Annotated in this window: 12 protein-coding genes; 8 read left to right on the top strand and 4 right to left on the bottom strand. The window is 37.5% G+C overall.

Annotation, left to right across the window (positions count from 1 at the left end; all coding sequences use genetic code 11):
- Nucleotides 1-81: 81 nt before the first annotated feature.
- The 4 genes from OFN73_RS03185 to OFN73_RS03170 are packed head-to-tail and all read left to right on the top strand — an operon-like array spanning nt 82 to nt 6,543.
- Nucleotides 82-681 carry a TPM domain-containing protein gene (locus OFN73_RS03185; protein WP_270862191.1) on the top strand — a complete coding sequence of 200 codons (600 nt, stop codon included), beginning with the start codon at nt 82-84 and terminating at the stop codon, nt 679-681.
- Nucleotides 668-1,294: a hypothetical protein gene (locus OFN73_RS03180; protein WP_270862190.1), complete on the top strand. Its 627-nt coding sequence runs from the start codon at nt 668-670 to the stop codon at nt 1,292-1,294. Before OFN73_RS03185 ends, OFN73_RS03180 begins: the two co-directional genes overlap by 14 nt.
- On the top strand, nt 1,242-3,683 hold the full coding sequence (locus tag OFN73_RS03175; protein ID WP_270862189.1) for a PD-(D/E)XK nuclease family protein: 2,442 nt from the start codon (nt 1,242-1,244) through the stop codon (nt 3,681-3,683). Before OFN73_RS03180 ends, OFN73_RS03175 begins: the two co-directional genes overlap by 53 nt.
- A complete protein-coding gene (locus tag OFN73_RS03170) occupies nt 3,667-6,543 on the top strand; it encodes a RecB-like helicase (protein ID WP_270862188.1) in 2,877 nt (958 codons plus the stop codon). The genes OFN73_RS03175 and OFN73_RS03170 overlap by 17 nt, the downstream gene beginning before the upstream one ends.
- 60 nt (nt 6,544-6,603) lie before the next feature.
- Here the strand turns inward: OFN73_RS03170 and OFN73_RS03165 are convergent, their stop codons facing one another.
- From OFN73_RS03165 to OFN73_RS03150, 4 genes are all read right to left on the bottom strand, one after another.
- The gene (locus OFN73_RS03165) at nt 6,604-7,224 is read right to left on the bottom strand and encodes a LutC/YkgG family protein (RefSeq protein ID WP_270862187.1); all 621 of its coding nucleotides are present in this window, start codon (nt 7,222-7,224) and stop codon (nt 6,604-6,606) included.
- Nucleotides 7,217-8,644, bottom strand: a complete 1,428-nt coding sequence (locus tag OFN73_RS03160; protein WP_270858393.1) for a LutB/LldF family L-lactate oxidation iron-sulfur protein — start codon at nt 8,642-8,644, stop codon at nt 7,217-7,219. Before OFN73_RS03160 ends, OFN73_RS03165 begins: the two co-directional genes overlap by 8 nt.
- Nucleotides 8,641-9,378, bottom strand: coding sequence for a (Fe-S)-binding protein (locus OFN73_RS03155; RefSeq protein ID WP_270862186.1), 738 nt, complete (start codon nt 9,376-9,378; stop codon nt 8,641-8,643). Before OFN73_RS03155 ends, OFN73_RS03160 begins: the two co-directional genes overlap by 4 nt.
- Before the next feature lie 237 nt (nt 9,379-9,615).
- A complete protein-coding gene (locus OFN73_RS03150) occupies nt 9,616-11,292 on the bottom strand; it encodes an L-lactate permease (protein WP_270862185.1) in 1,677 nt (558 codons plus the stop codon).
- Nucleotides 11,293-11,561: 269 nt separating this feature from the next.
- Here OFN73_RS03150 and rplM point away from each other — a divergent pair, with 269 nt between their 5' ends.
- The 4 genes from rplM to OFN73_RS03130 all read left to right on the top strand — a co-directional run bounded on the left by rplM (nt 11,562) and on the right by OFN73_RS03130 (nt 14,205).
- Entirely contained in the window at nt 11,562-11,987 is a 426-nt protein-coding gene (gene rplM, locus OFN73_RS03145) for a 50S ribosomal protein L13 (protein ID WP_270858390.1), read from the top strand.
- Between the two features lie 2 nt (nt 11,988-11,989).
- Nucleotides 11,990-12,379: a 30S ribosomal protein S9 gene (rpsI, locus tag OFN73_RS03140; protein WP_270858389.1), complete on the top strand. Its 390-nt coding sequence runs from the start codon at nt 11,990-11,992 to the stop codon at nt 12,377-12,379.
- Between the two features lie 118 nt (nt 12,380-12,497).
- On the top strand, nt 12,498-13,499 hold the full coding sequence (locus OFN73_RS03135) for an OmpA family protein (protein ID WP_270862184.1): 1,002 nt from the start codon (nt 12,498-12,500) through the stop codon (nt 13,497-13,499).
- Nucleotides 13,500-13,554: 55 nt separating this feature from the next.
- Nucleotides 13,555-14,205, top strand: a complete 651-nt coding sequence (locus tag OFN73_RS03130) for an HAD family hydrolase (RefSeq protein WP_270858387.1) — start codon at nt 13,555-13,557, stop codon at nt 14,203-14,205.
- Nucleotide 14,206 lies beyond the last annotated feature (1 nt).

The following is a 14,206-nucleotide window of genomic DNA, read 5'->3' as shown; positions in this document are numbered from 1 at the left end:
ATTGATTTTACTTGGTTGTATCGCTTTGGCTGTGGCAACTGCTGCCTCTGTTTTGACTAGAAATATCCTATTTATCGGTTAATGAGAGCAATTTTTGCGATTTTTTGCCTGTGCATTTTAGCGCAGGCAAAATTTGTTTTAAACGAGGGCGAGATTATCACGCCTATGCTTGCAGAAAAAATCGAAATTCTAGGCGCTGAGACGCAGGATAAAACTGGCGTAGGCGTCTATGTCCTAGCCGCACAAAGCCTTGGGGGCGCAAGCTTAGAAAATTATGCCCTAAATTTCGCTTCGAATTTAAGCTCGCCTTATGCGCTTTTAGTCTTTGCCGAAGCTGAGCATAAGGTCGAAATTTACGGCTCGCCTGAGGCGTTAGCGCTTTTTGATAGAGAGCAAATTTTAAGCGTGGGAAGTGGCGGGCGCATAATCCCAATCATCGCTTCGCAAAAAACAGATCTAAACCAAACCCAAAAAATCGGCGTTTATAACGCTGCGCTTTTAAACGGATATGCCGAGATTTGCGACCAAATCGCCGCTTCAAAGGGGGTTGGGTTGGAGAATTCTATCGGCAATACAAACAACAATTTCATAAATTTCTTGCGCTATATTTTTTACGCGACGCTGATTTTCGCGCTGGGCTCATATCTATACAAAAAGGGCAGAAAAAATGGCGCAAAATAAAAAAACTCTCTGGCCCTATGGTATCGCATTTAGCATAGTAGCAATCATCGCAGCGTGCGTAGCGACGATAATTTTCTCGCTAGATTATCCGGTGCATAGCGATAATTTTTACTTCGATAAATACCAAAAAGTCGATGAGAATTACAATGAGATCCAAATTTCTCAGGCTAAATTTGACGAAAAGTATAAAATTTTTATTTCTGATTTTAGTAGCAGTGGAGATGAAAATTTTGTAGTTTTAGCCCCTAAAAATGACACTTTAATCAATGAATTAAATTTCGATAAAAAATTTTTAAATACTTTTAGAGAAAATGGTTTTAACGCGCAAAATTTGCTACCTCTCGCCCCAAATTACGAGATTTCACGAGGCAATAAATTTAGCTTTAAAATAGCTTTTAAGCCTAGTTTTGATAAAATCCACGCTCAAATCCGCCTAAGCAGACCTGAAACAAACGAATTCGATAGAGATTTAAGCGTTAGATTCCAAGATAACTTTTTAATAGTCGATCAGTTTGAAATCCCAAAGGAAGGTCGTTGGCAAGTCGTAGCTAGACTTGAAGATGGGCAGAATGTGGGGTTTTATAAATTTGAGTTTATTGGCGTTAAAAAATAATCTAATTGTATTTTCGACAAACCGAAAAATCCGTGAATTCAGGGCGAATTCTGATGAATTTATCCTGCCAAAAACGCTAAGTTTTGGCGAGTTTCTCCAAAAAGTCATTATCGTAGAAAATTTAAGCAAATGCGATGAAATTTCGAAAATTTTCTTTATGCATCAAGCTTGCGAAAATGTCAAAGCTATGAGCGAAAAGTTGGGCTTTGCGAACGAATTTTTCGAATTTATGAAAAATAGCGAGTATCTTTTTAAGTTTTTTAAAGAGCTAAAAAGTGCCAAAAAAAGCGTAAAAGAGCTAGTTTTGGCAGATACTTACGATAGTTATAGCGAGCATTTGCAGATTTTAGACGAGCTTTTGAAATGCTATCTCGAAATTTTGGAGCAAAACGGCGTTTATGACGATATTAGCGTTTGTGATCTGTATAAAATAAATGAAAATTTCGTCAAAGAATTTGAAAATATCGAAATTTATATCGACGGATTTTTAAATAAATTCGAGCTTGAAATTATCGCAAAATGCGCAAATTTGACAAATTTAAATTTGATTTTTAAAAGCACGAAATTAAATAAAAAACTCGTTGAAAACATAGCAAATTTAAGCGAAATTCCATTAGAAAATTTCGAATTTGGCAAGGAATATATCCTAAATTTAAGCCAAAAAACCATAACAAAAAGCGAAATTTTGCCAAAATGTACTCAAATCGCGGTGAAAGATTTTTCGCTTCGAAGTCTGCAAGCAGCCTATGTATTTGAGAAAATTTCAGCTTTTGTGCAAAAGGGCATAAGGCCAGAAAATATCGCCGTGATACTCCCGGATGAGGAATTTGGCGAGATTTTGAGGTTGCATGATAGGTGCAATATGCTAAATTTCGCAATGGGAAAAAAGCTATCTAAGACCATATTTTACCGCCTTTTATCGAAAGTTTGCGAGAGTATAAATGGTGGCGAAATTGTCAAATTTGGCGCGCTAGAAAATGAAATTTCAAACGAGTATTCGCTCTTTTTCGCTCAGTGCGAATTGGACGAAAATTTATACAACAAAATAAAAGAAAATTTTGATAAAAATTGCGAATTTAGCGAATTTGAAAATTTTATAAATCAAATTTTAGATTTAAGCGCTGAAAAACTGCAACCTTTCATCGCAAAACCGCTTTTTATGGTTGAGAAATTTTTGCAAAAAAAACCGCTTAACCTAAGAGAGTGCGTCCAGATTTTTTTAACCTTGCTTAGCGAGGCGAAACTTCCGCATGTAGGCGGTGGAGCAGTGAGTGTGCTGGGTGCGCTAGAAAGCAGAGGTATGAAATTTGACGGCGTTATTATCGTCGATTTCAACGATGATTTGGTGCCAAATAGAAGCAGTGGCGAGATGTTTTTAAGCTCGGCAGTGCGCGAAAGTGCAGGGCTAATCAGCCACGCCGATAGGGAAAATTTACAAAGATTTTATTATGATAGTTTGATAAATTCCGCAAAATGCGTGGCAATAAGCTATTTTAGCTCGGAAGAAAAGCTCTCTTCGCGCTTTTTGAAAAATTTCGCAACCAAAAAAGATGATGAATTTAGCCAAAACGATTATTTGCAAAGTTTCGGCGCAGGTGAGATAAGCGTGCCTAGCTTAGCCCAAATTCCAGCACAAAAGCACGATTTTTTTGGCGAGGCGCTGTCATTTTCGAGGCTGAATACATTTTTGGAGTGCAGGCGCAAATACTATTACAAATACATCGCCAAAATCAAAGAAAACATTGTTTTTAATGAGAGTGACAAGGCTGGGGCGGGAAATATTTTGCACGATAGTTTGAGGGAATTTTACGAGAAAAATGCTAAATTTGATTTTGAAAAATTCTCGCAAATTTATAAAAAGCGCGCCACAGATAAAGGTCTTAATAAATTTGATATAGAGTTAAATTTGATAAATGTTAAAAAAATCGAGGAAGGCTTTTTGGGCGCGCATGAGCAAAATTTTTCATGTAAAGCATGCGAGCTTGATATAGATGAGCGCGAATTTGACGGGATAAAAATCAAAGGCAAAATAGATAGGATTGATGAGAGCGAAAGCGGACAGAAATTTGTAATAGATTATAAAAGCGGAGCCAAAGGTCAGGACAAACACAAATCCTTCCAGCTCGCTTTTTATAAGTTGCTACTTGGCGATGAGGATTGCGAAAGTAGGTTTGTCTTTTTCGGCAATGCTGAGATTATCGACGCGCATAGGGATTATGGCGCAAGTGAGCTTACAGCGCTAATTTCCCAACTAAAAGATTTGTTTGAAAACGAAGTGAGTTTCGACCCGCTTAAATACGATAAAGATGGCGAGGATAAAAAACCTAATTGCACATATTGCCCATATAAAATCATCTGCAAAGGAAAAATCAATGTTGCCACAAGATAAGCTATTTTGGGCGCTAGAAGCGAGCGCAGGGACTGGAAAGACATTTAATCTAGCTGTGAGATTTATCGAGCTGATTTTAAGCGGTGCGCGAATTAGCCAGATTATGGCGCTAACCTTTACCAAAAAAGCGGCAAATGAGATGAAAGAGCGTATAATTCGCAATTTTTTGGAGCTAGAAAATCAAAAATCAGAGTTGGGGCTTATCGCAAAAGATTTAAATTTAAGTGAAAAAGAGGTTATTGCGTTGCGCGATAAACGAAAGGGTGAGTTTTTAAACGCGAATTTAAACATTTCGACTTTTGATTCGTTTTTTAACAAAATCGTAAAACTTTTTGCCCTAAATGCCGGCATAGATCCGCGCTTTGGTATTGATGATACTGTTTTGGGGCGCCAGCAAACAGGCTTTGTTGATGAGATTATAAAAAACCCGAAAGATTTTGAAAATTTAATAAATTTGGTTGCAAATTTAGATGAGAAAAAGGATAAAATTCTAGGAAATTTGAATTATTTGCAAGAAAACAATGTCGAAATTCCAAATTTTATAAATCCTAAATTTCCAAATTTAACCATGGCAAATACCGTGCTAAAAGAGCTTATACAAATGCTACGAGACAACAATTGCTCGGAAGCTGGAATTAAGACATTTAATGCTGCTGTTGATGGAAATATGGCAAAACTGGTGGGTATTTCGACCCTAAAATATACTAGCCTAAGTGAAAGTAAAAATCACAAAAAAGCTTGCACGCCTGCGATTGATGCAAAATTTTTGGATTTTAAGGGAGCGATTAAACAATATTTAGACGAGCTTGAAATTTACAATCTTGGTGAGCTGGCTAAATTTATCCAAACTTACAAAAATGCAAAAACAAAATTCAATAAAACAACCGCCAAACTCACATACGCCGATGTTTCATCTATCGTGTATGAGTTGCTCTGCGCCGGTAAAATCGATACAAATTTGCTCTATTTCAGGCTAGATAGCAAAATCACCCACCTGCTAATTGACGAGTTTCAAGACACCAATGTTACGCAGTATAAAATTATACACCCGCTAATTAGCGAAATAGTTGCAGGAGCTGGGCAAAACGGCGTGGGAAGCTTTTTTTATGTGGGCGATAAAAAACAGAGCATTTATGGTTTTCGTGGGGCGAAAAAAGAGCTTTTTGATGCGCTAAGAGATGAATTTCGCCAAATCAAAACGACAAATTTGGATATCAATTACCGCAGTTTGAAGCTTTTGGTTAAATTTGTAAATCACACCTTTAAAGATAAATTTGGCGGCAAATTTGTAGAGCAAAAATGCAACAACGACCTACCAATCGATATAAAAAGCTCACAAGAGTATATAAAAAATAACCCAAACTTCCCGCTTTTTGAGATAGAAGAGGACGATTATGGCTACATAAAATCGCTTAGTAGCGCAGAAATTTTAGATGAAGTGCTAAATCAAATCGACTTTTTGCACCAAAATGGCGTGAGCTATGACGATATAACCGTGCTTTGCTGGAAAAATGATAATTGCGAACAATTAAAAGAGATGTTAGAGGATAGGGGGATTGGCGTTACGATAAATAGCACCAAAAAACTGCGCTCTATAAAAGAGGTCGCTTCTATCATTGAATACGCTAAATTTTGCCTAAGTGGGGCGGAAATTTACGAGCAAAATTTAAATGCGCTTTTGGGTTTTGCGCCTGAGCGCGAGAATTTGAATTTCAAGCAAAATCCGCAAATTTTAGCCAAAAAAATAGCCCGAATTTTAAAGATAAATTTAAATAATGAAAATGTTTTGCTCTTTTTCGAAGTGCTAAACAAATACGAAAATTTAATCGAATATATCTATGCTAATGACGATACTAACGCATTTTCGCAAAGTAATAGTGGCGTAAATTTGATGAGTATTCACAAATCAAAAGGGCTGGAATTCGATCATCTAATCGTTTGTGATTTAGTGGGTGGCAAAAACAACGACACGGATAATTTTTTGATCAATTACGATACAAACGCAAAAAAATGGCAGGTCAAATACAAGGTTAGCGGGCGCGAAAATGTAGATATAGATTATAAAAATTTCAAAGAAAAATTAAAACAGATCGAAAAAGAAGAGAAAATCAACGATATCTATGTCGCCTTTACCCGCGCGAAAAAATCTCTAATCATCATCAGGCGAGAAGAGGCAAACGGAAGCAATCCTAGCTATTTTGCGCCATATTATACAGGTAGCAAAGATAAAAAGGTTTTGTGCGATGATTATTTGAATTTGGGCGATTTCGAGTATGGTTTTATCAACCCTAGTATGGCGAAAATCAGCGAAGAGAGCGAGCCGAAGGAGATGAGATTCGACGAGGCTATCCCAAAACAGCTAGTCGGTAGCGATGAGAGCGATATAGACGAAAATGGCAATGCTTTGGTGGATTATAAAAACCAAATTTTTGGTAGCGTGCTTCACTACACGCTTGAAATGTGTGATAAATTTGATGAAAATTCGCTAGGAACTGCGCTTATGGCGAGTAAAAATAAATTTGGTCAGTTTTTGAGCGATGAGAGCTTCGCTAGTATCGAAAAGCGGGTTTTAAGCCTAATAAATTCTAGTGAATTTAAGGCGTTAGTAAATGGTGCTAAAATTTACAAAGAAATTCCATTTAAAACCGAAAATGGCGAATTTAGGCGTATAGATTTGCTTTTGGTTAAAGAAAACGAAGCGATACTCATCGATTATAAAAGTAGCAAAAACGGCGAATATTTGGCGAAAAACCGCGCTCAGGTCGAATTCTACAAAAATTCGTTAAGCAAAATTTATCCAAATTTAAGGGCATTTATTGTGTTTTTAAATGAAGATGAAAGTGAATTTTGCGAAATTTAACTAAAATCAATAGAAATTTTGAAATTTAATAAATTTAACTCCCAAAATGGGAGTTAAATTTTAGTATAGCACTACATGGACATTTCGTGGTCCATGCACGCCAAGAACTGTGATAAGCTCGATATCTGCGGTGCGAGATGGTCCCATGATAAAGTTGATATTTGTAGGCAACTCATCTTTTGTAACTTCTGCTAAGGCTTTATCTAAGCTTTCTACAAGGGCATTTTTTCTAAGCAAAATAATGCAGTTTGTCGGAAGCAAGCTAAGAAGTCTTGGTTGTGTTTTTGAGCTAACTACGCAGCATACGCCAAAGTTTGAAACGCCAAGTTTCGCCTCTATAATCGAAGTATCCGCATCAAAAAGCGCTTCTCTTATCTCATTTACTGGTTTGTCAAACGGCAATTTTTCTGCTTGCAATTTGTCTGTTTTGATTGGCAAATCTGAACCAAACATAACTGTTTTTGCGCCGACTGTTTTGACGATCTCTTCTACTAGCGCTTGAAGTCCTTTTTCGTCTGTCTCATGAACGACGGCCTTATTATTTGTCAAATTTGTCTTAAAGTTTTCATATTTATCGCCTTCGTTTTCGACAAATTTAGTTATATCTAGTGGTTCGATTTCTGTTCTTTTAGCTACTCTGTTTGACCTAATTTTAGCTAAAATTGTCTCTTTGCTACTCATAGATTACTCCTTCGATTTTTTGGATATCTGCGTGTAGATTTCCTTTTAAGACAGGTGCTGAGCGATGTCTTGTCCATAGTTTAACGACAGGGATTGAATCTGCCTTTTTAACTACGAAATTTGAGAATTTAGAAGCTATGGAGATTCCAGTTCTCCACATAAATCCATTTGTAGCAACTGTTCTAAATCCAGCAAATCCCATTGCTTCGATTTTGCTGTGTTCTAGCAAATCAGAGCCTTTTGCTTTTTTCTTACCTTCACCGACTTTATTGCTTCTTAGCTTTCTGATTGTCTCTGCTAACGGAATTTTAACAGGGCAAACTTCGCTACATCTACCACAAAGTGAGCAGAAATTAAGAATATCTGCATTTTTTTCCATACCAAAAATTTGTGGGCTGATTACTTCGCCGATTGGTCCTGGATATACAGCGTGGTATGTGTGACCGCCGATTTTCTCATAAACAGGGCAGTAGTTCATACAAGCACCGCATCTAACGCATCTTAGAGCTTCGAAGTATTCTTCATTTGTTAGCATATCGGTTCTACCGTTATCTAGTAAGACAACATGGACTTCTTTTGGACCGTCTAACTCGCCCTCTTTTCTAGGGCCTGTGATGATGTTGTTATAGCAAGTGATAGGCGCACCTACGGCTGATGGAGTAACAGGCGAGTGAGCGCTTACTACATCTTCAAATGTCTCTAAAACTTTTTCTATACCACAGATTACGATATGCACATCAGGGGCTGTGGTACACATTCTACCGTTACCTTCGTTTTCTAGCAACCAAATAGCTCCTGCCTTGCTAATACCAAAATTTGCGCCTGAAATTCCGATTTTCATCGTTCTAAATTCGTTTCTTAGGTGGTTTCTAGCGATTGCATTTAGTTTTTCAGGTTCGCTCTCTAATGGCGCACCTAAGCGCTCTTGGAAAATTTTACCGACTTCATTGCGGTTTTTGTGAATCGCAGGGACGACGATATGAACAGGCGGATCTTGGATTAATTGGATAATCAACTCACCAAGGTCGGTTTCTTGGGCTTTGATGCCTCTTTCTTCTAAATAGTGGTTTAGGTGAATTTCTTCACTAGCCATTGTTTTTTGTTTTAGAACTTTATCTCCGTTGTGAGATTTTATAATTCGATAAATTATCTCGTTTGCTTCCTCGCCATTTACTGCCCAATGCACTTTCATGCCGTTTTTTGTAGCATTTGCTTCAAATTCGAGTAGTCTTTCATCAAGTGTCGCAAGAGAGTTATTTTTAACGGTTCTTGCTCTGCTTCTTAACTCATCAAAATTTTTAAATTTTGTAGTGCTAAGTCTGTTTCTGTTACCTTGAAGAGTGTGCATTGCAGAGTCAAGGTTTGCTCTTAGTTGTTTGTCAGCAAGCTTTTGATTTACTAAATTTTCATGATTCATCATAGCGCTGCTCCTTCAATTCTTTTGATTATGAAATCATATAGATGAATACCTTTTACTCTTGAACCATTTTTTTCCATAGTTCCTGCGATATTCATCAAACAGCCGCCATCACCTGAAACGATATAATCAGCTCCGCTTTCTTCTATGAATTTAATCTTTTGTTGAACCATAGCGTTAGAAATTTCAGGCTCTTTTACAGCGAAAGTTCCGCCAAATCCGCAACACTCCTCTTCTCTTTGAAGCTCGATCAATTCTACATTTTTGAATTGAGCTAGTAAATTTTTAGCGTTTTGGATTGATTTTTGGACGCGCAAAGCGTGGCAGTTCGAGTGCCAAGTGATTTTTACTTTTTCGCCTTTGTCTTCGTATTTGACATGCAAAACCTTGTCCAAATACTCGCACAAATCATAAACTCTAGAACTAAATTCTTTGACTTTTCCTTCGTATTCTGTGCCTTTGAAAAGCTCGACATAATCGTGCTTCATCATACCAGCACACGAACCAGACGGAACAATAACAGGATAATTTTCGCTAAAAAGATTGATATTGTGTAGGGCTATTTTTTTAGTGTCTTCGAAATAACCTGTATTGTAGCTTGGTTGGCCACAGCAAGTTTGATCTTTTTTGAAAATAACTTCTACACCCTCTCTTCTTAAAAGCTTAACTGCATTTAAAGCGGTATCGGTAAAAACCGCGTTGCCAAGACAGGTTGCAAAAAAATAAACCTTATTCACCTTTATTCTCCTTTCTCGAATAAATTTAAATTTAAATTTAGTTATTTTATCACGCTTTTGGAATATTTTGTATTAAATTTGGATTAAAATAACATTAAATTATAATTAAAATGAAATGTAATTTTTTTATTACAACATTTTTTAAGTTTAAAAAAAGAAAAAATTGAAAATTTTAAAATTTAAGCATAAAAAAATAGTGAAATTCTATCCGCAAAGATAGAATTTCACTCATAAAATTTATAGCAATATCACACCGATTATAACGGCTATTATTGCATAGAATACAGCAGGAGCTATGTTATAAGTAAGACATCTAGCCTCACCCTTACCTAGCAAGCCAACAGTCGCACACACAGCAACGATATTGTTGATACAAACCATGTTACCGATAGCGCCACCAACATTTTGAAGTGCAACAATAACTTCGGTTTTTAAGCCAACAAGCGTAGCTGTTTCGTATTGAAGTCCTGAGAAGAGCATATTTGATACTGTGTTTGAACCAGAGAAAAATGCTCCAAGAATACCAACTAGTGGCGCAACAGCAACATAAGCTTGACCTGAAATATCAGCAAAGAATTTCGCCATAAGCTTAATCATAGAGTAGTTAGTTCCATCGACTGTTGTGCCGACATTTAACATGATTTGAACCAAAGCCAAACCAGCTGCTAGTGGAATTGCCGCTGCTGCAACTTGTTTGAAAGTTTTGCTCCAAGCCTCTTTTACATCATTGCCACTCATTCTGTGCAAGAATATAGTAAGGATAGCAACCAAGATAAATGGAATAATACCTGGTAAATAGCCGTAGTTGAAGCTATATGCAGTGCCAGGGACACCAAACATCAAGTTATCAGGAGCAGTAAATAGATTTATTTTCCAGCTTTGTAGAATTGGTTTTAATCCGATTGCAGGAATACGAGTAACAACTAGTATAAATGAAATAAGGATGTATGGTAACCAAGCCATAAACAATGGCATCTCTTTTTTGCTACTCTCTTCTTGTTTAGGTGCATTTTCAGAAGCCTGAGTTGAACCTATCCAAAATTCTTGCCATTGTGCGCGAGGAACGAAATCCCAGTTCTCTTTTGGAGTCATAAATCCAGCTTTTGCAGATGCGATAAGGATACCAAGAGATATAAGACCAGCAAGAAGTGATGGTAACTCAATACCCAAGAATTTTGCGCCTATCAAATAAGGAACGATGAAGCTAACTGAGGCAAGCATAGCAAATGGCAATGCAGGAAGAGCGTCTTTGAAGCTTCTGTTTTTACCGAATAGTTTTACCATTATCATAACAACGATAAAAGGAATAAAAATAGCGCCTACTGAGTGGATGATAGCAGTATTTGTGCTAACGGTAGTGATATATGAATCTATGTTTCCACCACTTCCTTCTACAAGACTTTGAACGGTAGTTTTAACACCAAATGTTGGAGTTCCAACCGCACCGTAGCTAACAGGCGAGCTGTTTAGCACAAGACATGCAAGAGCCGCACTAAGAGCTGGGAAACCAAGACCGACAAGAAGTGGAGCTGCCAAAGCAGCAGGTGTTCCAAAACCAGCCGCACCCTCAATAAATGCACCAAATGCCCAACCAATAATCAATACTTGAACACGGCGGTCAGTTGAAATTTTGGTAAAGCCATTGTTGATTGATTGCATAGCGCCTGAGTATTTCATGGTGTTTAATATCAAAATGGCACCAAAAATGATAACCAAGATATCAAACGCCTTCAAAAAGCCCAAAAGCACGTATGCTAAAACACTGGTGTCATCGGCATTTACGCTAAACGCAGATAATGCTATGCCAATCGCTAAAAACATGGCAACACTAAGCGAGAGCTTAGAACTAAGTTTAAACCCTATCATCATAACCAAAATGACGACAATAGGTAAAAAGGCTAGCAAGGTATGCATCGTTAGATCTCCTTTGCAAGATAAATTTAGATTATCTTTTGATAATTCTTAAATCGAAAGTCTATACAAAAATAAATAAATAATAAATAAAAAAGAATACTTTAATTATTTTTTAAAAAAATTTTAAAGAAAATATATTTAAGGTATCAAATTTCGCAAAATTTTGCCACAAAAAACTTAGAATTCTTTAAATTTTACTTAAATTCAGTTTTTTATAAGGTTATTTATGTAAAATCCCATTTTTCAAAATTTTTAAGAAGGCGGAAATCATGACAGAAATTACAAAGCCTAGCGAAGTCAAACGCGACTGGGTTGTTATTGATGCAACTGACAAAAGATTCGGTAGAATGCTAACCGAAGTCGCAGTTTTATTGCGCGGCAAACACAAACCATGCTACACACCAAATGTTGATTGTGGCGATTATGTCATTATCGTAAATGCTTCAAAAGCAGTTTTTACAGGTGCAAACAAAGGCGAAGATAAGCTATATCATAGCTATTCAGGGTATTTTGGAAGTCTAAAAAGCGTTAAATTTGAGGATATGTTGAAAAACAATCCTGCTAAATTATACAAACTTGCAGTTCGCGGTATGCTTCCTAAAACAAAACTAGGCAAAGCAATGATTAAAAAGCTTTTCGTTTATGAGGGTAGCGAGCACCCACATACAGCGCAAACAACAAGTAAAGGAAAATAATTATGGCAACAATTTACGCAACAGGCAAAAGAAAAACAGCCGTAGCTAAGGTATGGTTAAAACCAGGTAGCGGTAAAATGGTTGTAAATGGTATGGACCTAAATACTTGGCTTGGCGGTCACGAGGCTATTAAATTAAAGGTTATTCAACCGCTTTTAGTTACAAAACAAGAGACATCTATGGATATCACTGCTCAAACACTAGGCGGTGGCTATTCAGCTCAGGCAGAGGCGTTGCGCCACGGTATTTCACGCGCACTAGCAGCTATGGATAAGGATTTCAGAGCAGCTCTAAAACCAAAAGGTCTTTTAACTCGCGATTCTCGCTCAGTAGAAAGAAAGAAATTTGGTCGCAGAAAAGCGCGCAGAAGCCCACAATTCTCAAAAAGATAATAGGGTTTTGGCTGTTATTTTCCAAAGTTTTTTAAAATTCTTTGGAAAATTTTAAAAAAATTTTAAAAAAATATTTATTATAATTAAAAGTTTTAAATTCATTTCGAAAGGATGTTTAATGAAAAAAGTTTTACTTGCACTAAGCTTGTGTGCATCAAGTGCATTACTTGCAACAGATGCGGATTATCACTGGGAGATCACTCCTACAATCGGTGGCATGACTCACGAAGGTAACATGGATTTGGATTCAAATTTCATGGCAGGTCTTCGCCTAGCTAAAAACCTTCAAGATTCATTTATCGATCAAATCGAGTTAGGTTTTGACTATTCTCGCGATATCGGTTTAGAGGACCTTGCTCACAGAAATGGTGGCAAAGAGCCAAACGCTAAATACTACCACATCAATGTAGTTAAAGATTTGGTAAATTTCACAGATAACTTTAAACTATATGGCTTAACTGGTGTTGGTTATATGGATTATAGCAAAGATGTATATAATGACGGCGACCAAGACAGCGGTTTCTGGCAATATGGTCTAGGTATGAAATACTACATCACAAGAAACTTCGCTACAAAACTTGAAGCAAGAGACGCTATTAGATTCGAAGACGGCAACCATGTTCTATTCTACACACTTGGCTTCGCTGTTGATTTCGGTAAAAGATTCGCTGACGCTGCAACTGGCTGCGTAGATTCAGACAATGACGGCGTATGCGATGATATGGATAGATGCCCAGGCACAGCTGCTGGTGTAGTTGTAGATGAATACGGCTGCGAAAAAGTAATCAGACTAAACCTAGGCGTAAATTTCGCTACTGATAGCTCAAAAATTTCAGACGAATATATGAGCGAAATCAAAAATGTAAGCGACTACCTAAATGAGCACTCAGATTACAGCGTAATCCTAGAAGGCCACACAGATAGCACTGGTTCAGACGCTTACAACCAAAAACTATCTGAGAGAAGAGCAGCTGCTGTTGCTGGCGCATTGCAAAACTTCGGCGTTGATGCTGCTAGAATTTCTAGCGTAGGCTATGGCGAGTCTCAACCAATCGCTACAAACGCTACAAAAGAAGGCCGCGCTCAAAACAGACGCGTTGATGCTAAATTTAGAAAATAATCTTTCTAAAAAATTTTAAGCGGGGCTTAGGCTCCGCTTTTTTTTATTTACAAAAATGCAGAAATTTAACACTACAATTTTATTTGATTTAGACGGGACTTTGATAGATTCGACCTCTGCGATTTTGGAGGGTTTTGCTTATGCTTTTTCTAAAATGGGCGAGGCTTGCCCAGATGATGAAGCGATCAAAAAACTAATCGGCTATCCGCTAGATGAAATTTTCGCTGGACTTGGTGTAGTGGGCGATACGAGCGAATATGTAAGGCTCTATAAAGAAAAATATGTCAAAATTTATCTAGATCAAACCACGCTTTTGCAGAGTGCTTACGAAGCTGTGGAATTTGGTGCTAAATTTGCAAATTTAGGCGTGGTTACCACGAAAACATCGAAATTCTCGAAACTCTTGCTAGATAAACTTGGCGTTGGCGAGTTTTTTAGCGTGATAATCGGTAGAGAAGATGTAGAGCATGTCAAACCGCACGCCGAGCCTATCATAAACGCGATGAAGGGATTAGGTTTGCCTGTGGATAAAAGCGTTTTTATGGTGGGCGATACGAAGCTCGACGCACTAGCTGCGAGCAACGCCGGAGCGCGTAGCGTGGGTGTAATGTGTGGGTATGGCGATGAGGCGCAGCTTAGAAAGCACTGCGAGTTTGTCTGCGAAAACGCTTATGCGGCGGTGAGTTTAATCAAACAAAATTTATAAT

It is taken from the genome of Campylobacter sp. JMF_14 EL1 (genome assembly GCF_027737585.1).
GTDB lineage: Bacteria > Campylobacterota > Campylobacteria > Campylobacterales > Campylobacteraceae > Campylobacter_B.
This window is presented reverse-complemented; position numbering and strand designations above follow the sequence as displayed.

Bases quoted from the DNA above. Each gene is read 5' to 3' on its own strand.
- OFN73_RS03185 (WP_270862191.1), top strand. From the start codon at position 82: ATGAGAGCAATTTTTGCGATTTTTTGCCTGTGCATTTTAGCGCAGGCA.
- OFN73_RS03180 (WP_270862190.1), top strand. From the start codon at position 668: ATGGCGCAAAATAAAAAAACTCTCTGGCCCTATGGTATCGCATTTAGC.
- OFN73_RS03175 (WP_270862189.1), top strand. From the start codon at position 1,242: ATGGGCAGAATGTGGGGTTTTATAAATTTGAGTTTATTGGCGTTAAAA.
- OFN73_RS03170 (WP_270862188.1), top strand. From the start codon at position 3,667: ATGTTGCCACAAGATAAGCTATTTTGGGCGCTAGAAGCGAGCGCAGGG.
- OFN73_RS03165 (WP_270862187.1), bottom strand. From the start codon at position 7,224: ATGAGTAGCAAAGAGACAATTTTAGCTAAAATTAGGTCAAACAGAGTA.
- OFN73_RS03160 (WP_270858393.1), bottom strand. From the start codon at position 8,644: ATGATGAATCATGAAAATTTAGTAAATCAAAAGCTTGCTGACAAACAA.
- OFN73_RS03150 (WP_270862185.1), bottom strand. From the start codon at position 11,292: ATGCATACCTTGCTAGCCTTTTTACCTATTGTCGTCATTTTGGTTATG.
- rplM (WP_270858390.1), top strand. From the start codon at position 11,562: ATGACAGAAATTACAAAGCCTAGCGAAGTCAAACGCGACTGGGTTGTT.
- rpsI (WP_270858389.1), top strand. From the start codon at position 11,990: ATGGCAACAATTTACGCAACAGGCAAAAGAAAAACAGCCGTAGCTAAG.
- OFN73_RS03135 (WP_270862184.1), top strand. From the start codon at position 12,498: ATGAAAAAAGTTTTACTTGCACTAAGCTTGTGTGCATCAAGTGCATTA.
- OFN73_RS03130 (WP_270858387.1), top strand. From the start codon at position 13,555: ATGCAGAAATTTAACACTACAATTTTATTTGATTTAGACGGGACTTTG.